This is a genomic window from Chitinophaga rupis (assembly GCF_900109685.1).
Taxonomy (GTDB): Bacteria; Bacteroidota; Bacteroidia; order Chitinophagales; family Chitinophagaceae; genus Chitinophaga; species Chitinophaga rupis.
This window is the reverse complement of record NZ_FOBB01000012.1, coordinates 63483-84412: the sequence shown is the minus strand read 5'-3', so window position 1 is coordinate 84412 and position 20930 is coordinate 63483. Positions and strand designations below refer to the sequence as shown.

Below are 20930 nucleotides of genomic sequence, written 5' to 3'. Positions count from 1 at the left end.
TCCGCTGTTGAATATATAAATTTCATGTGAGAAATGCTCCGATACAATTCATTGAGTGATTTGGAATTGGTGGAGTTGCTGAGGACCGGTGATCAGAACGCGTTTGCTGAAATATATGAACGGTACTTTGAGCTGCTTTATTTACACGCCTACAACCGGTTAAGGGACAAGGATGAAGCCAAGGACCTGGTTCAGGAACTCTTTTCACACCTGTGGTCAAAACGCGGCACGCTGGAGCCTAAGACTAATTTTTCCAACTACCTGTATACCTGGGTACGGAACCGGGTGCTTAATGCCATTGCACATAAGCAGGTGGAGGAAAAGTACCGCGCTGCCTTGCCGGGCTGGATCAGCGGCACGGAAGCGCTTACAGACCACCGGGTACGGGAGCGGCAGCTGGCAGCCATCATAGAAAGCGAGATCCGGGCATTACCCCCTAAAATGCGGGAGGTGTTTGAGTTAAGCCGCAAATCCAACCTAAGCTATAAGGAAATTGCAGAAAAACTAAACCTGAGCGAGCAATCTGTAAGAAGCCACGTAAAGAATGCGCTTAAAGTGCTGCGCATGCGGCTGGGCATCCTGTTATACCTCTTCTTTATTTTTTACAAATAATTTTAAATTCATTACCCCCCTCACCGGTACCTTCCTTGTCTATCTATTATAAGACACAGGAGCATACATGCAAAAACCGGACATACCGCATTTACTGGAAAAATACAGGACCGGCACTATCAGCCCGGAGGAGCTGGCTTTGCTGGAAGCCTGGTACCTACAATGGCAGCCTGAGAACCAGGATATATCCCTGGAGGAATTACAGGCTATTAAGGCAGAGGTTTGGCAGTCTGTGAAGCCGCCGCCGGCAAGGGTTATCAAAACCCGGTCATGGCCGCGTATAGCTGCAGCAGCATCCCTGTTGTTATTACTCGCTGCATCCGCTTATTATTTATTACACCAGTCCACACAGCAGCCTAAACAAAAGCAGGTGGCAGCAAGCCCAGTTTATGATTTTAAACCGGGTGGTAACAAGGCTTTGCTAACCTTATCAAACGGTCAGCAAATTGTGCTTACGGATGCAAAAAATGGTAAGCTGGCAGATCAGGGATCTGTAACCGTTAATAAAACAGCCAACGGGCAGCTGGTGTATGGCGCCGGTACAGGCAATGCATCCGCTAACATGATCTACAACACACTGGCCACTCCTAGGGGAGGGCAGTATCATATTACCCTTTCAGATGGTACACAGGTTTGGATGAACGCCGCATCTTCCATCACCTACCCGGTAACATTTGCAAATAATGAAAGAAAGGTGGTTATAAACGGGGAGGTTTATTTTGAAGTAGCTCCTGATGAGAACAAGCCTTTTAAAGTATCCACAGGCAACCAGGAAGTTACGGTACTGGGTACCCGCTTTAATGTGAATGGTTATGCAGATGATGCAGCCGTCAGCACCACGCTGCTTTCCGGCAGCATTAAGGTCCGGAACCTTACATCCGGACAATCCAGCTTACTGGCCCCGGGCCAGCAGGCTAATATCTTTAAGAACCAGGCACCCATCCACATCAAAACAGTGAATGCTGAAGATGCTATTTCCTGGAAGAACGGGTACTTCCTGTTCGACAACCAGGATATCAGCAGCGTTATGAAAATTATGAGCCGGTGGTACGATGTAGATGTAGAATACAGCAATTACAACAGGCAGGACCGGTTTGGCGGAACGTTTTCCCGTTCAGCCAACCTGTCGGAGATCTTACACAATCTGGAACAGGTGGGATCTGTTCATTTCAAAATGCAGGCTAACAAAGTTATTGTTACAAATTAAGCGCAACCAGGATCAGGGAATTTATCCGTTCATTAACAGTAGAAAGCAGAACGATCGGCCGATCAGTAAGCTAAGTAATTCCAAACCTTTATCACAAGCAACCAGGCGCCTTTGATGCGCCCTGGCGGGAAGCTGTATGCCAAACCAGGTCATGTTAAAATAAGCAAACCAATAGATCCAACTTAAATCTGATCAACAAATGTATAAGAACGTTATTGAATTACTTCTCAGGAGGGATCCCTATGCACATTCCACGTTTTTTCTGAGAACCAGGCTAACCTTCATCTTCTTAACGATCATGTTCCTGCAGGTACAGGCAGCAACCTATGCGCAGAAGATCACGGTAGTTGCACAAAAGGCAACTTTAACAGAAGTCATTGCCCAGATAAGAAAACAAACGGACTATGATTTCCTGTATAATAACACTACGCTGAAAAATGCCAGGCCCATTACAATACAGGCCAGGAATATGGATCTTGTTAAAGTGCTGGATCTTTGTTTTGAAGGGCAGCCCTTTAAATATGTTATCCGCAACAAAACCATCCTGATCCAGGAAAAGAACAGCAGCGTTCCTGTAAGATATGGAAATGATATACAGGCGCTGAGAATATCCGGCGTGGTCAGGGACGGCAGCAGCGGCGATCCTTTGCCCGGGGTAACCGTTGGCGTGGAAGGCACTGCCACTGGTACCAGCACAAACGGGAACGGAGAATTTTCAGTGGAGGTGCCAGGCCCCAACTCCATCCTGGTGTTTTCATTCATTGGCTTCCTGACCCAGCGGATAACGGTGAATGAGCAAACCAGTATGCAGGTTAACATGGTTAAGATTGATACCAAGCTGGATGAAATAGTGGTGGTAGGTTATGGTACGCGCACCAAAGGTGCGGTTACCGGCGCTATCTCTACCGTTAAGTCAGATGTGTTTGAGAACCGGCCATTGAACAACAGCTTTGATGCCCTGCAGGGTACCATACCGGGATTAACCATCACCAAAGGCAGCGGGCAGCCCGGCAAACAAAGTTACGGACTGCAGATCCGCGGTTACTCCTCTATAAACGGAAACCAGCCACTGGTACTGGTTGACGGTATACCGGGCGATATCAATACCATTAATACAAATGATATTGCGGAAGTATCTGTGCTGAAAGATGCCGCAGCCTCCATTTACGGAGCACGCGCTGCAGATGGCGTAATACTGGTAACCACTAAAAGAGGAAAAAAGGGACCGCCGGAAGTTACCTATAACGGCAACATTGGTTTAAAAACACCCACCTACCTGAGAAAGATCCAGAACACCTTGCAGTTTGCAAAGTTTATGGATGAAGGATTGCGCAATGCCGGCATCAACGGTTTTTCACAGGAGGTATTTGACAAGATAAAGGCAAATGCGCCACCGGAGCTGGATGGCGGATGGAATTATGGCATTACAAGCTACCCGGGCTTTTACGGGTATACAAACTGGAATAAGGTCATTTATGGTAACTCTACACAGCAGCTGCATAACATAGCTGTTTCAGGTGGGGCCGATAATAATAATTACCTACTATCCGTAGGTTATAACCGCGATGAAGGTTCATTGAAGTTCGGAGAGAACAAGTCTGAGCGATACAACCTCCGGCTTAATTATGATTTTCGGATCAGTAAAAAAATAAGCGTGGAAACCCGCAGCATTTTTGAGAACCAGGCTACGGTAACGCCCACCATGATCGATAATGCGCTTAGCAATGTGCCCCGCCAGTTCCCCTACCAGCCGGTGTATAACAGCGTAGGCCAGTTCTATGGATACCAGGGTTATGAAAACCCCGCTCAGTCGCTGGAAGAGGGCGGCCGGCAGCAGAATAATTTTTCAAGGTTCGCTACGAATCTGAAAATTGATTACAGCATTATATCCGGATTAAAATTAACCGGGCAAACTGCCGTGCGATTTGATTACACGAACGAAAACGGCAATACCCGCACCTTTACCCGTTATAATTATGTAGGCGGGGTACAGGATATCCGCAACACACCAAATTCAGCGTACTATGCAAACCAGAAGCTGCTGAATAAATTATACCAGGCATACCTGGATTATAACCGGCAGTTTGGGGAAGATCACAAGATCAATGTTACCGGTGGCGCATCACTGGAGCAAACCCGGCGGGAGGGGCAGTCAACCACCGGTTACAATTTCGTTGGCAATAATATTTTTACCCTTAACCTGGCCGACCGTACGAAAGCAGCTTACGCAAATTTCACCGGTAACCTGGATAACCAGGCCCTGGCCTCTTATTTCGGCAGGTTAAGCTATTCCTATAAAGACAAGCTGATACTGGATGTAACAGCGCGCGCAGACGGCAGCTCCAAATTTGCGCCGGAAAAACGCTGGAGCGCAGTGTTCCCATCGGTAGCGCTGGCGTATAATTTATCGGAAGAAAGGTTTATCAGATCCCTGCGCACCTTTGACCTGTTAAAGCTAAGAGTGTCCTATGGAAAAATGGGTAACCAGGAAATAGGCAATTTAGGGCTCTATGATTATATTCCATTGGTATCTGTAAATGGTAATTATCCTTTAGGATCACCCAATGCCGGGCTCACAGGGGCCAATGCCAACCCCGCATCTGCCGGCAGAACCTGGGAAACCATCGAGAATAAGAACATTGGTATGGATGTAGCGGTGTTCAGCTCCCGGCTTACTTTCTCCTTTGATTATTATAATAAGATCAATAATGACATGCTGGTGAACATAGCAGTACCGGCTACTTATGGCGCTACGCCTCCCAGCACCAACCAGGGCAAGGTGGTGACCAAAGGTTTTGAAGTATCGGCTACCTGGAAAGATCAAATCAATGATTTCCGGTACAGCGTTTCACTGCAGCTAAGCGATAGCAGGAACAAGCTGGTAGAGCTGAAGAACAGCGATAACTTCCAGGAAGGTTTGAACTATACCAGGCAGGGTTATCCCATCTACTCTTATTTTGGATATGTATATGACGGCATCATTAAAACCCAGAAACAGCTGGATGAATATAAACAGCTGCAGGGCGTACCGTCCAGGATCTCATTGGGAGATGTGATGTATAAAGATGTGGACGGGGATGGAAAGCTGACCGCTTTCGGTGATAAATCCAAAGGCCTGCCGGGCGATATGGTTTACCTGGGCAACCTGATACCCCGGTATACTTTTTCATCCAACATCACGATGGGTTATAAACAATTTGACCTGCAGGTATTTTTACAGGGCGTAGGTAAAAGAGATGTTATTTATGAAGGCGCTATCAGCACGCCCAATACCTTCTTCTGGCCCTCGCTGGCTTACTATTCAGATAAGACCTGGAGCCCGGAACGGCCGGACGCTAAATATCCCCGGTATCTTCCCGGCAGCGTAGGGTATGATGATATCAGGAGCTATGATTACCGCGCCTCCGCATTAACCCTGCAAAACGTGGCTTACCTGCGTTTTAAAGTGATCACTGTAGGATATAACCTGCCCACTGCTGTGGCCATGCGCATTAAAATGAAATCAGCCAGGATCTTTTTTAGCGGGCAGGATCTGTTCACCATTTCAAAAGGAACACTGGGCGGCAACTTTGACCCGGAAGATGGTTACCGTAATGAGGGCACCTACCCGTTCAATAAAGTTTACTCACTGGGCATAAATGCTAAATTTTAAACGTAGAGATCATGAAACTTATATATAGGTATATTATACTGGGCCTGGGGTTATTCACTGTAATGGGCAGCAGCTGCAAGCGGGATCTGAACCTGGTATCGCAGGACAGCATTACCGATTCCACCTTCTGGAAAACAGCGGGTGATTTTAAACTGGCCGCAAATAATCTTTATAATGGGCTGGACCGGTTCGGGTTTGAGGATACGGAATCTGATATCGCGTTTAATTTCCCCAACTCGGTTAGTAACGGCAATTTGCAGCCGGCAGAAACATCTAGCCAATGGAGCAGCAGTTATGGTTATATCCGGTCCGCCAATAACATTATAGAAAAAGGCGCTGCCAGCGAGGATGCAGATATTAAGCGTTATGTAGCGGAAGCAAAGTTCTTCCGGGCCTGGTATTACTGGAAGCTGCTGCGTATTTATGGCGGTGTGCCCCTGATCACAAAAGTTTTATCGGCTGATGATCCAGCTTTGTTTACACCACGCTCAGGCCGGGGAGAAACAGCAGACCTTATTTTGAAAGACCTGGATGAAGCGCAACATGACCTGCCCGCCCAGCCGGACCTTTCATCATCAGATATAGGAAGGATCACCAAAGGCGCAGCGCTGGCTTTAGCCGCCAGGGTAGCCCTGTTCGAAGGAACCTGGGAAAAGTTCAGGGGAGAGGCCGGCGCAGCCAAATACCTGGATGCTGCTGTTACTGCTTCGCAGGCGGTTATTAACAGCGGCGCCTATACGCTGTATACCGGCAGCGGTGCGCAAAGCTACCGTTACCTGTTCCTGGAAGCCGGCGATGATTCACACGAAACTATACTGGACCGCAGGTATGCAAGGAACATCCTGGGCCATGATATGCCTTACCAGTATGACGGAACGGGGTATAACCCAACACGGAAAATGGTGGACCTGTACCTGGATAAAAATGGATTGCCCATCACGGCTGCCGGTAGTGTTTTTCATGGGTACAGTACTTTTAGCTCCGAATTCCAGGACCGGGACCCGCGCATGACCATGACCATGATCATACCAGGTACGCTCACCAACCGTGTATTCTTCCCCGTTACTAAAGTGGCTAACTGGCCGGATAAGCCGCAGCGTAACTTCAATACGGGTTATATCCTGTACAAATACATGTCTGAGGATCCGGTGGCCAACAACTCCGGCCAGCTGGGTGATGCCAGCCTGTTTGATTATGACCGGCACCTGATCCGTTATGCAGAAGTGCTGCTGATCTATGCAGAAGCAGTCTATGAGAAGAATGGCTCCATCAGCGATAATGACCTGGCCCTTTCCATTAATAAGCTCAGGGACCGGGTAAATATGCCACACCTCACCAATGCCTTTGTTACAGCTAATGGTCTTAACATGCGTACGGAGATCCGGCGGGAAAGAACGGTGGAGCTAACGCTGGAAGGATTCAGGTACGATGACATCCGGCGCTGGAAAACAGCAGAAACCGAATTGCCGCAGGATGTGAAAGGTATTAAAATTACCGGCACAGAATGGGCTACCAGGGCGCCTTACAGTGATCCAAGCTACCAGAACAAGGTAGATGCAAATGGTTTCCTGATAGCAGAAACCAGCAGAAAATTTGATCCCAATAAGGATTACCTGCAGCCCCTGCCCACACGGGAAGTGGCTTTTTATTCCGCTAATGGAAAAACGCTGGAACAAAACCCGGGTTGGTAATAATTAAGGTATAATTGCACACAAATACGTATCATCAGAAATGAATAAAGGAATAAGATCATCGGTTTTTATGATGGCAGGCATAACATTTTTATGCCTGCTGTCTTCTTTTGCTTATGCTTTTCAATCAGTAAAAAAAACAGCGGAAACCAAGGGCGGTCCTAAGATTGTGAACATTGTGAACTTTATCCGTTTACTGGAACCCAGGGATCCTAAGATCACGGAAGATGTGTTGTACCAAACGGTTGTAAAGCAGGTGCAGATCATGAAGCAATACAACCTGCCGGGAACCTTCTTACTGCAATATGATGCGTTAATGGATCCCCGCTACCAGCAGCTGTTAGCGGCGCTGCCCAAAGGATCATTTGAGGTAGGCGCCTGGTGGGAGATACCCCAGCCGCTGGTAGAAAAAGCCGGCCTTAAATGGCGGGGGCGTTATCCCTGGGACTGGCACGCCAATATTGGTTTTTCAACCGGCTATACGCCTGAAGAGCGGGAAAAGCTGATTGACGTTTATATGGCTGACTTTAAAAAGATCTTTGGTTATTATCCCCGTTCAGTAGCCTCCTGGTTTATAGATGCGCATAGCCTGAATTATATGTATGAGAAGTATCACATCGTAGCCTCCGCTAATTGTAAAGACCAGTATGGAACAGATGGTTATACGTTATGGGGCGGTTACTGGAACCAGGCCTATTATCCCAGTAAGATCAACTCTTATATGCCGGCACAAAATGCGCAGCAGCAGATACCGGTTCCCATTTTCAGAATGCTGGGCAGTGATCCTATCCGGCAGTATGATCAGGGCATAGGTTCAAACCGGCAGGGTGTTATTACCCTGGAGCCGGTATATGAATTTGGCGGTGGCAGCACATCCTGGGTGAGCTGGTTCTTTAAGACCTTTACAGAAGATGCGGCATTAGGTTTTAACTATACACAGGCAGGGCAGGAAAATTCCTTTACCTGGGATGGCATGTCAAAAGGATTTGAGATCCAGATGCCGCTTATTGCGCAGCTGCGGAAAGCCGGCAAGCTGCGTGTGGAAACGCTGGAACAATCCGGCCTTTGGTTCAAAAAAAGCTATAAGGTAACGCCGCCTACTTCTTTTGCCGTTACCAAAGACCTGGAAGGCAGCAACCTGAAAACGCTTTGGTTTAACAGCCGGTTTTACAGGATAAATATGCTCTGGGAGAAGGAAGGCCTGCGCATCCGCGATATCCATTTATTTAATGAAGAGCTGCCCGATGTATACACTACGCAGGTAGCAACCACTAATGAATGCACATTCTTTACCCTTCCCGTGGTAGATGGATACCTATGGAGCAAGGCTGATCAGATTGCAGGCCTGCGCTTCAAAGCATTGATTGATGGAAAGGAGCTGCTGTTAACGGGTAAAGATCCGGTATTCACTAACAGGGGTACGGGCGCGGTGCACATCTCATGGCCCTTAACCACGGTAAGCGGTTCGCTGGAGATGGACCTGGATGAGAGAACCCTTACTATAAAACTGCTGAGTAAGCGACCCTGTAACTGGTACCTGGACCTGAACACAGCCCCGGATGCTAAGCTGCCTTTTCAGCAAATTGCCCCTGCACAAATAACCTGCAGCTTTGATGGACTGAACTATAAGCTGCCTGCTGTGAAAGGTGCCTTCTCAAAACCTGGTAACGGTGCGGTATTAAGGCTGCAGCCGCAAATGAATGTTATTAGCCTGAACCTGGCAGATACAAAAGCGCATTAACCATCGCCCTATAAAAAGCAGAAAAGCCACCCTGGAAAGAGTGGCCATATTCATGTTATTTGTTAACCCCAAAAACTTATAGTTATTAGTTTTACAAGCAAATATTCATAGGATAATTGGATAGTCGTTATTCTTAATCTGCAATAAAGATACTATCCGGATAATTACGGCCGCTGACATTTAAATGCTATTAAATTGTTAATGTACATCGGATCAAGATCCGGTTTATAATTTCCTAATTTGTTATAAGCCAATATTTTACAGGTTTTATATTAAGGAGAATTGTTGTTGGCGCATTGGGTGAGCCCTTTTTTTCTACTACTTTTTGCGCAACCGCATTTTCCCGTTGTTGCGCAGCGCTCAGGTTAACCCCCTGAAAATAAGTTATCTTTGTGCCCTCATGAAGTTTGAACAATACCGTATTGCGGAAGAAATTAAAAGAAGCCTGGAGGAGCAGGGCTTCAAACGCCCTACAGATATACAGTACAAGGCTATTCCATCTATTCTTAAGGGAGATGATGTGCTGGCCATTGCACAAACCGGCACCGGTAAAACCGCGGCCTTTGCCATTCCGGTAATTCAGCTGCTGCACCAGCAAAGCCGCTCCCGTACCAGGGGCGAAGTAAAGTGCCTGGTAATGGTGCCTACCCGCGAGCTGGCTATCCAGATCTCCGATGTATTTAAGCAGCTGGGTAAATATACCCGGGTGGATATTATGGGCCTTTTTGGCGGCGTGGAGCAGGAGGCGCAGATCAAAAAGCTGGATAAAGGAGTAGATATTTTAATTGCTACGCCGGGCCGTATGTTCGACCTCATTAGCCAGGGCCACCTGGATCTTAGCCATGTGCAAACCCTGATCCTGGATGAAGCAGATCATATGCTGGACCTGGGTTTCATACGCGATATACGCGATGTGATCAAACATCTGCCCCGTAACCACCAGACCCTGTTCTTTTCTGCCACTATTGATGAAGAGATCAAGGACCTGGCTTATTCTATTGTCCGTAATCCCATCCGCATCCAGATCTCGCCGGATGATCCGGTATCCAAGAACGTAAGTCATTCAGTGGCCTTTGTGGAAATGGATGATAAGCGCTTTTTCCTGGAACGGCTGGTAAAGGAATTTCCGGAGAATAAGATCCTTGTATTTGTACGTACCAAAGTGCGGGCAGAACGTGTGGCGGCAGCCATGGAGCGGGTAGGCATTAAAACCCTGACCATGCATGGCGGTAAGGAGCAGGATGACCGCCTTACTGTAATGAAGGAATTTAAACAGGGCGATATCAAAATACTGATCACTACCGATGTGAATGCCCGTGGTATTGACATTCCCAACGTAGAATATGTAGTGAACTACGACCTGCCCGACGAACCGGAGAACTATGTACACCGTGTAGGCAGAACCGGCCGTGGCGTGCAAAAAGGCCAGGCCGTTACTTTCTGCAGCCCGGAAGAAAAACCTATACTGGATACCATACAATCCTTTCTGGGCAAAGAGATCCAGGTAATGAAAATAGATAAGAACGATTACCGCCAAACCATTAGCTTCTCTGAAGACATACCCAATGAGAACTGGCAGCTGCTGATAGAACAGCATGAAAAAGCAAAGAAAGAAGGAAAACGGAAAAAGAAATAACTACACTGGTAGCTTTAATGCCGGATGCCGGGGTACGGGCGAACATTTATTGCTCAACGAATTTTTTCAGCAATACCAGGGTCACATTCCAGTAAAAGGCCAGGTGTTTATAAATAACGTCTGTAGGAAAATTACTGAGCGTGAGGGTTAGCTCCGTCCCATCTTCCAGGGGCGCCAGGGCAAATTTGATTACGGAATAGTTTTCAACCTGGTCCGCTAATCTTGACAGGGAGCTTAAATGGCTATACTCCAATACGCGCTCAGGTTCATATTGCAGCACTACTCCTTTATTTTCAAAACGGCTGTGGTACCAATCGCCCTGGATGGTGATAGGTTCTCCCACTTCCCAGCTGGTAATAATTTCAATAGGGGTTTCAGTCATCCATTGCTGCATTAATGCGGGTTGGGTGATGGCTTCCCAAACCTTTGCCGGAAGCGCCTGAATGATGATGGTCTTATTAATTACCGGGTCTGTTGATGTTTCCATAATGCGCTGCTAATATAATTTATCCACGGCATGCACCGGAAAATAATTAGCGGGAATTTACCAAGGCCATAAAATTATAAATGACCGGTATGCCCGGTCATTTATACGTGTCAAACCTTTTGGGGTCTCAGCTCTTTTAAGCTACCAGGCTGGCTTCTGCTCCAAACGCATGGTCTATCAGGATCTTCCAGCTGCCATCATTCTGCTGTATCATTACTTCAATGCCTTTGGCGCTGACCTTTACTTCATCACCATCTGTAATGCTCCATTCAGACCGGCCCACTGCAATGTCGCCGGTTTGCAAACAATACACCGTTTTAATTTCCATTTTACCTTTAATAGATAAGATGCCTTTGATGGCTTCTTCAAATTTCTCTGCGCCGGATACCGGTTTACCGGGTTCGGGCACAATAAAGCCGCTCACATCGTACATGCTCATTACGGTATTTACATCGCCGGTATTGAAAGCGGCGGCCAGTGCGGCGTGCGCATCTTCTGCTTTTTTAGGTAAGTTCATTGTTTATTGATTTAGGTTTTAGAATAAGGCGGAGAAATTTTCTTCTGTGGCAATGGTTTTTGCAAGCATGCCAGCATGCTCATATACCTTATCAAACAAAAAGCTGCCCATGCTGATCCTTTTTACACCCAGCGATGCCAGCGCCTCAAAATCCGGCAGCTGCGGCATACACATTACATTAATGGGCAGGGTAGTGGCTTTAACCACTTCACGGATATCATCCGGGCGCGTAATGCAGGGTACAAAAATACCGTCGGCCCCGGCGCTTTCATAATGCTTAATGCGGGTAAGCGTTTCGCTTAATGCGGTGGGCATGCCCAGCAAAAAGCCATCTGTACGGATGTTCAGGAAGATGTGCAGGTTATTGCGGCTGATGTGGTTTGCTACTGCAGATAATGTTTTTTGAAAGGCGCTTGCTTCCTGCAGCACACGGCTGCTGCCGGCAACGGTATCCTCCAGGTTAATGCCCACCACACCTGCATCGTGCAGCTGTTGTATATGATCAATAATACCTGCTGCACTGCGGTTATAACCACCTTCTATGTCAACGGAGAATGGTATACGTACCGTTTCCGTTACCCGTTTGGCCAGTTGCAGCAGTATATCGAAAGGGAGCTGCTCCCCATCTTCATAACCGAAGGATTGTGCCAGCGCCATGCTGGAAGTGCCGATGGCTTTATACCCGCTGGCTTCAAATACCCGGGCGCTATGTACATTCCAGATATTGCCCAGCAGGAGTGGTGTTGCATTTTGATGCAGCTGCGAAAAGGTTTCAAATGCGCTCATATAATGAAAGTTTTATGCTTGCTGATATTTTTCAACAAAACTAGGATAGTGCTGCGCTTTGAAATTGTACAAATCGGAACAGCGTACTTATTGTACGAAAGCCTGGGTAATGGGGGAGTTATTTTCCAGGTAGGCAGAGGGGGTAATGCCGGTAAATGATTTAAAATCCCTTATAAAATGAGACTGGTCAAAGTAGCCACATTCATACGCAATAGAAGTAAAGGGCTGATCATTTCTGGAGATCAGCTTAAGACTGTGCTGGAACCGGTGTATTTTATTAAATGATTTTGGGGACAGGCCGGTATGCTGGTAAATTATTTTTTGCAGGTAACGGGGCGTAATGCCATGTTTGGTGGCAATGTTGCTGATGTTTGTTTCTGCTGCGTTATTTTTTATACTGGTTAAAATGTGCGCTACTTTATCAATGCTGAAGGATCTTTTTTCGTTGCGTGATAATCTCTTTATTAAGAAATCCTCTACCAGCGCAATCCTTCTTTCCGCTGCGGTTTCTTCCAGCAGCTGCGCATGCAGGATCTTTGCGGGCTTGCCTATAATGTCGCTGAGATCAGTGACCCGGTTGTTGAACACGCCCAATTCATCATCAAAAAAATAAGCGGCGGAATGGGTCAGGAAGCGGATGCCCAGCATGGCATGCCTGCCTTTTGAGCGGATGGCCAGTGGTTTGGTAATCTGGCCCCATAGCTCTATAAGTGGGTTTTTATAGAACTCATTTTCTACTTCAGCCTCCCAGGCGCCTTCTCCCAGGTTAAAGATCACTTCCATATCACCGCTGGGAAATACCGTATCCTCGAATGCAATGTTGGCATTGGATTCAAAAATATAGTAATGCCGGATGTACGGCCTTAAAGCAGGGGATGGGAGGAAGTGTTTAAATTCCATGTAATAAAATTAGGGATTTTAGGTTATAAATCCCGCGCCTTCTATATCTTCCTGAGACTCATGGCACTAACGCAAACTATTATATTAAGGGACGGAGCATAGATGACCGGTACCTCCACGCGTCAGATTGAGCATTTTATTACGCAGTTCGCAGCATCACCTATGAATATATGATATAATTAAGCCGGCTTAACGGGGCTGAAAATTACAGTCAGAGGAGGATACATATCTGGTTGATAACTTATCTTTAGCACTATGGCCGTTACAAGAGGGGCATATCAGGATAGGCTTTACGACAGATGAAACATAAACATTATGTTTAATGCGGTGTTTTTAGTATGATTTTTGAGCGGCATGCATTTAAGAGGCTACAATGATGTAAAAGTACTGTGCTGTTGGGAACGAATGCATCTAAATCTATTTTAATTGTTATTTGATAATTCCTTTATTTGCAGTTAAAAAAGGGGGATTTTTTCTTCCAAAAAGATAAAGATTATTATGACGACGAATGTTAATCAAGAGCTGACACATGTATTAATGGCTGAGGATGACGACGACGATTACTTGATTTTTTCTTTGGCAATTAATGACCTGACAACAGTTAAGGTGGTATTAACAAGAGCGGAAAATGGTGACATCCTGATGAGGTTACTGGATGAAAAGCATCCGGACCTGTTATTCCTGGACCTGTTGATGCCCTGTAAGGATGGGCATCAGTGTATAAAGGAGATCCGTGCCAATAAGAAGTTTGATTCGCTTCCTATTATCGTATATTCTTCCCTGAGTGATCTGCGAACCATTGAATTCTGTTACCGTGAAGGCACTAACCTGTATGCCAGGAAACCTTCCTCCCTGGCAGATCTGAAAGATGTGCTGGAAAAGATCTTTGCGATTGACTGGAAAAGGATGCTTTACTATCCACCTATGTCACAGTTTGTGATCAATGGGTAAGTAACAGCGCGCCTTTTCAAATTTTAAAGCAGAATGCTGCGTTTTCCGGTGGCCTTTCACGCCCCATAGCCGGATATTTTCTATTTGTCAGCCTGGATGGCAACATCCCTGATAGCACTTTTAAGATCTGATCCCGTAACCTGTCCTTGTAGAGTTGCCGCCATCATTTGACCTGTTGCGCCTGACAATCCTTATTAATTTTCTATCCGCTTATAGAAGCTATCAGAGCTTTAATTCCCTGGCCGCATCCTGCAATATCAGGATCCAATCCTGTCCATACCCCGTGCCGGGCGGTGTAAACTTTTGCTGCCCCTGGTTTTCCACCTGGCCAATACGTTTAAGCTCGCCATTACGGGGATTGTACCAGCCTGCCTGCAGCCGGGCGCCGCTTATTTTTCCCAGCACTATTGTAAAAGGCTGTCCGGATACCGTGTACACGTACAGGTAGTCTTTACCGCGTGTGGCCTGTACACGTTCGGCCGGCGTAAGGTTATTTTCCAGGATCAGTGATTGATCGGGTACCCGTTCCAACATGGGATTAGCTTCCATGAGCTTACGCACAAATTGCATTTGGCCGGCCCCGGGCAGGTCCATAGCCTGCTGCCACAGTACATGCGGGTTGTTCACCGCTTCATAGCTGGTGGAGTAGAACTGCCAGATATCATGGCAGCCGTAAGTATGCCCAAAGGCGCCGGCAAAAAGGTCCAGGTAGGCATAGCTCCTTACATCATATGCGCTGGAAGTACCCAGCTCTTTTGCATTAAAGCATACGGGATGGTCTTCATAAATGGGCTCTCCATCCAGCACAGGTTTTACAGGTGTTAGGTTGTAGGCCGCCTGTATCTTATCATAAACAGGCGTATTGCGGCAATGGCCATTCTGGAACATGTTAAAGCTTAGCCAGGCATCTTTATGGAACCATTCCGCAGAGCCTAATGCATTGGGCTGGGTATGAAAGGTGATGACCGCCTTATTCTTTTTGCCCAGCCCTTCCTGGATACCGGCTGCCATTTGCCGCCAGATGCTGAGCTGAAGGTCATTTTGTGGTATACGGTCGCCGCCCAGGATCCAGACAATGTTTTTCCGGGTACGGTACCGTTTTCCCAACCACTTTCCATACACCCTGGCATTTTGCGGGGTAAAGATCTCCGGCCCTTTTCCCCAGGATGATTTCCACACTTTATCGCCCCAGGTGGGCAGCAGCCCTATTACCAGGTCATTGGATGCGGCTTTGTCAATGATGTAGTCTACATGTTTAAAATAGGCCTCCTCCGGTTTGGTGGGATCGTCTTTTTGCAGCGGCAGGTTCCCGTAAGCATTGGGTGTATGCAGGCCGTCAAATTCTGCAAGTATAACAGCCTGTATCACCGTAAATCCCTGGCTGGCGCGGTGTTGCAGGTATTGGTCGGCCTGTTCCCGGTTCAGGCGGTGAAACAGCTCCCAGGCAGTATCGCCCAGCCAGAAAAAGGGTTTACCATCGCGCAGCAGGTAACGGTGGTTATCGCTAATGCTTATCTGGCCAAATAGGGAAAGGGCACAGCAGCAGATACAGGCAGTGAACGTGGAACGCAGCATAAGGGTTAATGGTTTAGGGTAGTAATAATAACAAAATAAGTAAATTATACGGTATTGTACTCCGGGCTGGTTTGCCATAGGTATTGTTAGTATTGGCAGTGCTTAAAATCCTATTGGTGTTATCAGATTATTTAATTAGATTGTTGAAAGTATACGTTAAGCCCGCTAAGACATGGCTATAATAACCACGGCCCTGATCATCCCGATGAATTGATTATTGCTTACCTCCTAATAACCAAACTATGTCTTTATTTAAGAAACTCATCAAAAGGATCCCTTTTGCCACAACCATCTATGCGTTTGGAAGAAACAGGTACTACCAACTATGCGAATGGCAGCTTTTTAAGAACTACTCTCAATACCGGCAGGCGCTTAACAGCAGAGGGAATGAACGTATTATCCTGCACACCAGGGGAGGGTTAAAGATCAGCATCCGGCAGAATATATGGGATGCGCGAATTGTGCGGGAGATATTTATTGAAAAACCTTATTTACGTTATTGTGTACTTCCGGAAAAGCCTGTTATTGTTGATATTGGAGGTTACATCGGAGACTTTTCTATTTACTGCGCCAAGTACCTTAACCCTGCAAGAGTAATTGTTTACGAGCCTACTATTGAGAATTATGAGGTGTTGTGTGAGAACATTGCATTGAACCATTTTGAACATGTTATTGAGCCAATAAATAAAGCAGCAGGCAGGTCCGGTGAGTTAGTGCTGAATGTACAGTCGCTGGATAATGGTGAAATGCATGTTTCCTCCTATTGGTATGAAGGATGCGAGCGTAGAAGCGTACAAAGCATTTCACTGGAAGAATTATATCAAGCGCATCACCTTCATCAGCTGGACCTTTTAAAAATTGATTGTGAAGGAGGCGAGTATGATCTGCTGCCGGAGGTATCAGATGCCCTGCTGAGTATTACCCGGAATATTGTTTTTGAGTTTCATGAGGTATCAGAATATGAAAGAAAATTAGATGTCATTCGTAAACGCTTAAGAGCGGCGGGATTTGTGCTCTACCAACATGGCATCATTATATCCGCATGTAAGCCGGCACACATCCCGCTCGCGTCTAAAGCTGCAGCGGTAGCTAGTGCTTAATACCCGTATTCCGGTGGCTCAATTCCCTGGCAGCGCAAATACGTTACTGCCTGCCCGCGATGATGGGTAATATGATCCAGCGTGGCATGAAAGCCTTTAACAGCATCCTCCGTTAGTTTGCTGCTATCCACCGTAGTTTTCAGCTCATCATATGCCTGCTCCAGGTAGCTGTGCAGCTCCTTTTTCTTTACCACAGCGGCCGGTGGCGCCCAGGCAATTTCATTGCCTATTATATAATTCTCCTGCCACCATTGTATGCCGTAGGCAATGTGGTGTAACAGCTCGCCAAAACTCCAAACCGTTTCTACAGGCTTAAAGGAATAACCGCGCTCCGGCATTTTACCGGCAACGTTTAAAGTGTACTGTTTTGAATTTTCCAGTGTAGCTAATAATTGCGCTTTCATAAAACATAGATTTTATGCAGCAAAGCTATTGGTAGCATCAGGCAAACACTTAAGGAATCTTGCTCTTTTAACGGAAGCTGGGGGTACCGGTGCGGAAGGCCGCGGGAGGACATTGATATTGCTGGCGGAAGGCCGCTGTAAAATGTTCAATACTGTTAAAGCCGGAGCTAAAGGCAACATCCGCCACGGTTTGCATGGTATTGCGCAGCAGCAGGGCCGCATGCTGCAAACGGATGGATAGCAGGTATTGATGCGGTGAGCAGGAAGTAAAGGTTTTAAAAATACGGCTGAAGTGAAAGGGGCTTACATAACAATACGCCGCAATTTCAAAAAGGGAGATATCCTGTGTAAAATGCGTGGTAATGTATTCCTTAGCCCGCTCTATGGTGGTAAGATGATTCTTCTTTAACCGGCTGTTAATGCGGGTATCCGGTGCATAGTCCGTAACGGAGCCTAACACCTTATCCGTCATTTGCAGTACCAGCTGGTCTATCTGCAGCTTGCTGCCGGAACGTAAGCCCACTAACTGGCTGATGTGAAAATGCAGGAACTCTGTTTCCGTATTGGTGCGCAGCAGGGTAGAGTGCAGGTCATTATCCCGGAAGAACTTCGTATGTCCGTAACGTTGAGTCAGCTCCTGGTGAAAGCTGTGTGTAAATTCAAAGATGGTACATTCATCGGGTATGGCATGCGTATGTGTAATAGTACGTTCATAACCGGGTTTGGTAATGATCACGCAGCCGGTATAAGAGTCCATAGAATGCCGGAATACATTGTACAGGAAATTGCCTTTGCGCACAAAGCTGATGCAAAAGCTTTCTGCATACTCCGGCTTGGAAGTACGGCAATCCGTGCACCGGCATTTAAAGTCCAGCACGCGATAAAAGTCGGAATGGTAACGGGTATGGATATCGGCGTCCATGCTGTGAAGTTAAGAATTTGCCGGTAGAGGGGGAAGGAGAAATGAACAGGATAAAAAAAGGACTCCGCTTTGCCCAGAGGAGTCCTTTTTAAAAATTAGCGTGGTAAGAATACCTGCTATGTCTAATAAATTCTTGACTTTAAAGATACTGTGTGGAAACCTGCTATTTGTTAAGCATTGGTTAATCGCCCTCAGTTTTTTTAGGATGGGTGCTTATCCAGCCTGCGTAGGGGAGCAGCCACATGTTTAGTGCTGCTAAACGTAATGAAAATACGGGCAAAATGCTATAGTTTCGCATCTTCCATGTATCCGTTCATTCATAGCGTAGTTAATATTGGAATCAGGCCTGATCATCCGTTCGAAGAGCAAAAGAAAATAAGGTCCCTGAATGCAGGGGCGCTGCTGGGCGCTGTAATAGTAGCAGCGTTATTGGTGCTGAACCTGGTAACGGCACATCTGTGGTTAGTCTGCTGCTACCTGTTGTTATCCCTGGTGATAGCGGGCATTTTCATGCTACAGCAACGCCAGCTGTTCCAGCCTGCCCGGTTTACGGCTATCACAACTATTGCCCTGTTCTTCAGCTTTATTTCACTGGCCTATCATAATAATACAGAGCTGCTGCTGTTATTAAATATAGCTGTGATCATAATGCTGCTGGATTCCTGGTGGTTAATAGTTGTAATGGCGCTGCTGGATATGTTCATATTCATCTTCACCCATATTTATAACAGCCATCACCAGCCGTTAATAGAGGCTTTGCCCCCTTCCCGCGATATCATTAGCGTGACCTCTTTGTTTGTGATGATGATGGTAGTGCTATTATACAATAAGTATGAGCAGCAGCGCTACCGGCAGCAGATGGAAGGACTGAACCGGCAGAATGAAGATAAAGCCATGCGTTTGGAGAACCTGAACAAATCCAAGGAAAAAATACTTTCCATTCTTTCGCATGACCTGCGGGAGCCTCTGGCTGCTATGCGCTCCCTCTTAAGCCTGGATGCGGATATGGCTGCGCCCCTGTTCAACGAGTTTGCGGGCCGGGCACGTAACAGTTTGGATAACGTGCTGCTGAGCTTAGATAATACCCTGCGCTGGTCGCATATACAGTTAAAAGGCACTATGGCTTACCCCCAGTACTGCGATGTGCAGGAAGCCATTGCACAACTGCAGCAAAAAATGGGATCGCAGATGGAGGAGAAAGCCCTGGCCTTTCACCAGCAGGTACCCAGGGATACGCTGGTGTATGCTGACCCGGATCACCTGGCCATCCTGCTGCGCAACGTACTCTCCAATGCTATTAAATTCACACATGGCGGCGGCAATATTACCATAGCTGCTGCCACCGAAAAAGAAACCGTACATATTCGTGTAACCGATACCGGTATAGGGATGGATCCTGCTACCCAGGCCCGCCTGTTTGACCTGGAACGGCATTTTACCCGCCGGGGTACAGATAATGAGCATGGAGCCGGTTTGGGATTGCTGGTGGTAAAAGAGCTGGTAAGGATCAACGATGGGCGGCTGCAGCTCTCCAGCGCTGTAGATAAGGGAACTACCGTAAGTATTCAGCTCCCAGGCTCTTATGTATAAACCTGCTTAAAAAGAAGACCTTTCTACCAGCCTGCAGGGGTTTTGCAGGTGCGCTTTTTTCTTCTTTAAGATCATATTGATCACATCCATTCCCATTCTTGTAAAGTCACTGGAAATAGTAGTAATGCCATTACCCACAATCTCTTTCATAGGAAAATCATTGTAAGAGATAATGCCCACATCCTTACCTAGCTTATAACCAAAGGTGGTGGTCTTTTTTACCAGGTGCACCAGGTCCTGGTCATTTACCAGCACATACAGCTCCCCGCGGGCCGGCCGTTTGTTTTTTGCATGGGAAATAATGGAAAAGTCCAGCTCAAACTCACGGCAGAACTGCCGGAAACCTTTTTCGATCTGTTTCAGGTTATAAAATTGCGGGCCCAATACCAGCACCAGCTTGTTGTATTTACGGCGGATGGTAGGCAGGCCCTGTTGTAACACCTGGTAAATATCTGCTTCAAAATGCTGGCACACGGAGGGGTAGGCCTGGCCCCAGTCCTGGTAGCCCATATCCAGGATGTATATTTTATCCTGCGGTAATTTTTTGAGCGCGGGTTTCATGCCTTTGTCAGGTATGGGCATAATAATGTACTCCGTGTACTTGCCTGCGCTCTGCGCGATCAGTGTTTTAAACACTTCCATATTATTGTGATGGAAGAAAATATCCACTACGCCTTTTCCGTCCAGCGTGCTTTTTATGCCTTCGTAAATATCCTCTTTATACGCCGTCAGGTGGTTGAACAGCACAAATATATTGTGCTTGGAATGAGTGTTGGCGCTGGCTACAAAATAACCTTTATACTTTACGGCAGATATTACACCGGTTTGTTTTAGCTGCTCAAATGCCTGTACCACGGTCTTTTTGGCAATACCGGTGCTGTCGCTCACTTCGTTTACGGAAGGTATTTTATCCCCGATCCTTAACTGCTTGTTATCAATAGCGCTAATAACAGATTGTATGATCTGCTGATACTTTGGCGCCCCCGAATTGTGATCTACTGTAATAATAGATTTCATATAAGTTAATTAATGCTGAATGCTTAATGCAAAACGCTTAACGCAAAACGCTGAATGCTGAACGCTGATTGCCGGATGTTGAAGGCCCTGTGTGCTGCTGTATGCCCGATCCGCTGCATTAAGCGTTTAGCGTTCGGCATTA

Annotated in this window: 17 protein-coding genes; 9 read left to right on the top strand and 8 right to left on the bottom strand. The window is 46.7% G+C overall.

Features of this window, described 5'->3' with window-relative positions:
• Positions 1-33 precede the first annotated feature (33 nt).
• From BMZ54_RS30200 to BMZ54_RS30175, 6 genes are all read left to right on the top strand, one after another.
• The gene (locus tag BMZ54_RS30200) at positions 34-612 is read left to right on the top strand and encodes an RNA polymerase sigma factor (protein ID WP_089920619.1); all 579 of its coding nucleotides are present in this window, start codon (positions 34-36) and stop codon (positions 610-612) included.
• A gap of 67 nt (positions 613-679) precedes the next feature.
• Positions 680-1819, top strand: a complete 1140-nt coding sequence (locus BMZ54_RS30195) for a FecR family protein (protein WP_089920618.1) — start codon at positions 680-682, stop codon at positions 1817-1819.
• A 199-nt stretch (positions 1820-2018) separates the two neighbouring features.
• Positions 2019-5471 carry a TonB-dependent receptor gene (locus BMZ54_RS30190; RefSeq protein WP_089920616.1) on the top strand — a complete coding sequence of 1151 codons (3453 nt, stop codon included), beginning with the start codon at positions 2019-2021 and terminating at the stop codon, positions 5469-5471.
• A gap of 11 nt (positions 5472-5482) precedes the next feature.
• Positions 5483-7162 (top strand): RagB/SusD family nutrient uptake outer membrane protein, encoded by a 1680-nt coding sequence (locus BMZ54_RS30185; RefSeq protein WP_089920615.1) that lies wholly within the window; start codon positions 5483-5485, stop codon positions 7160-7162.
• Between the two features lie 40 nt (positions 7163-7202).
• Positions 7203-8903 (top strand): hypothetical protein, encoded by a 1701-nt coding sequence (locus BMZ54_RS30180; RefSeq protein ID WP_238386731.1) that lies wholly within the window; start codon positions 7203-7205, stop codon positions 8901-8903.
• Between the two features lie 400 nt (positions 8904-9303).
• Positions 9304-10539, top strand: a complete 1236-nt coding sequence (locus BMZ54_RS30175; RefSeq protein ID WP_089920613.1) for a DEAD/DEAH box helicase — start codon at positions 9304-9306, stop codon at positions 10537-10539.
• Between the two features lie 46 nt (positions 10540-10585).
• On the opposite strand, the gene BMZ54_RS30170 is transcribed toward BMZ54_RS30175, so the two are convergent.
• The 4 genes from BMZ54_RS30170 to BMZ54_RS30155 form a co-directional block, all read right to left on the bottom strand.
• Positions 10586-11026: an SRPBCC family protein gene (locus tag BMZ54_RS30170; RefSeq protein WP_089920611.1), complete on the bottom strand. Its 441-nt coding sequence runs from the start codon at positions 11024-11026 to the stop codon at positions 10586-10588.
• A 136-nt stretch (positions 11027-11162) separates the two neighbouring features.
• Positions 11163-11543: a YybH family protein gene (locus tag BMZ54_RS30165; RefSeq protein ID WP_089920609.1), complete on the bottom strand. Its 381-nt coding sequence runs from the start codon at positions 11541-11543 to the stop codon at positions 11163-11165.
• 18 nt (positions 11544-11561) lie between these two features.
• Positions 11562-12329, bottom strand: a complete 768-nt coding sequence (locus tag BMZ54_RS30160) for an isocitrate lyase/PEP mutase family protein (protein ID WP_089920608.1) — start codon at positions 12327-12329, stop codon at positions 11562-11564.
• Positions 12330-12416: 87 nt separating this feature from the next.
• The gene (locus BMZ54_RS30155; RefSeq protein WP_089920606.1) at positions 12417-13229 is read right to left on the bottom strand and encodes a helix-turn-helix transcriptional regulator; all 813 of its coding nucleotides are present in this window, start codon (positions 13227-13229) and stop codon (positions 12417-12419) included.
• A 498-nt stretch (positions 13230-13727) separates the two neighbouring features.
• Between BMZ54_RS30155 and BMZ54_RS30150 the strand changes: the two genes are divergently transcribed.
• Positions 13728-14180 carry a response regulator gene (locus tag BMZ54_RS30150; protein ID WP_089920604.1) on the top strand — a complete coding sequence of 151 codons (453 nt, stop codon included), beginning with the start codon at positions 13728-13730 and terminating at the stop codon, positions 14178-14180.
• 222 nt (positions 14181-14402) lie between these two features.
• Here the strand turns inward: BMZ54_RS30150 and BMZ54_RS30145 are convergent, their stop codons facing one another.
• Positions 14403-15755 carry a glycoside hydrolase family 140 protein gene (locus tag BMZ54_RS30145; protein WP_089920877.1) on the bottom strand — a complete coding sequence of 451 codons (1353 nt, stop codon included), beginning with the start codon at positions 15753-15755 and terminating at the stop codon, positions 14403-14405.
• A gap of 242 nt (positions 15756-15997) precedes the next feature.
• Between BMZ54_RS30145 and BMZ54_RS30140 the strand changes: the two genes are divergently transcribed.
• Positions 15998-16855 carry an FkbM family methyltransferase gene (locus BMZ54_RS30140; RefSeq protein ID WP_089920602.1) on the top strand — a complete coding sequence of 286 codons (858 nt, stop codon included), beginning with the start codon at positions 15998-16000 and terminating at the stop codon, positions 16853-16855.
• On the opposite strand, the gene BMZ54_RS30135 is transcribed toward BMZ54_RS30140, so the two are convergent.
• Complete coding sequence (locus tag BMZ54_RS30135) at positions 16852-17259, bottom strand: DinB family protein (RefSeq protein WP_089920600.1); 408 nt, start codon at positions 17257-17259, stop codon at positions 16852-16854. The genes BMZ54_RS30140 and BMZ54_RS30135 overlap by 4 nt on opposite strands.
• A gap of 67 nt (positions 17260-17326) precedes the next feature.
• A complete protein-coding gene (locus tag BMZ54_RS30130; RefSeq protein WP_089920598.1) occupies positions 17327-18181 on the bottom strand; it encodes a helix-turn-helix domain-containing protein in 855 nt (284 codons plus the stop codon).
• 303 nt (positions 18182-18484) lie between these two features.
• Here BMZ54_RS30130 and BMZ54_RS30125 point away from each other — a divergent pair, with 303 nt between their 5' ends.
• The gene (locus tag BMZ54_RS30125; protein ID WP_162277708.1) at positions 18485-19771 is read left to right on the top strand and encodes a sensor histidine kinase; all 1287 of its coding nucleotides are present in this window, start codon (positions 18485-18487) and stop codon (positions 19769-19771) included.
• A gap of 6 nt (positions 19772-19777) precedes the next feature.
• Here BMZ54_RS30125 and BMZ54_RS30120 read toward each other — a convergent pair whose 3' ends face one another.
• Positions 19778-20788, bottom strand: a complete 1011-nt coding sequence (locus BMZ54_RS30120) for a GntR family transcriptional regulator (RefSeq protein ID WP_089920594.1) — start codon at positions 20786-20788, stop codon at positions 19778-19780.
• Between the last annotated feature and the right edge of the window lie 142 nt (positions 20789-20930).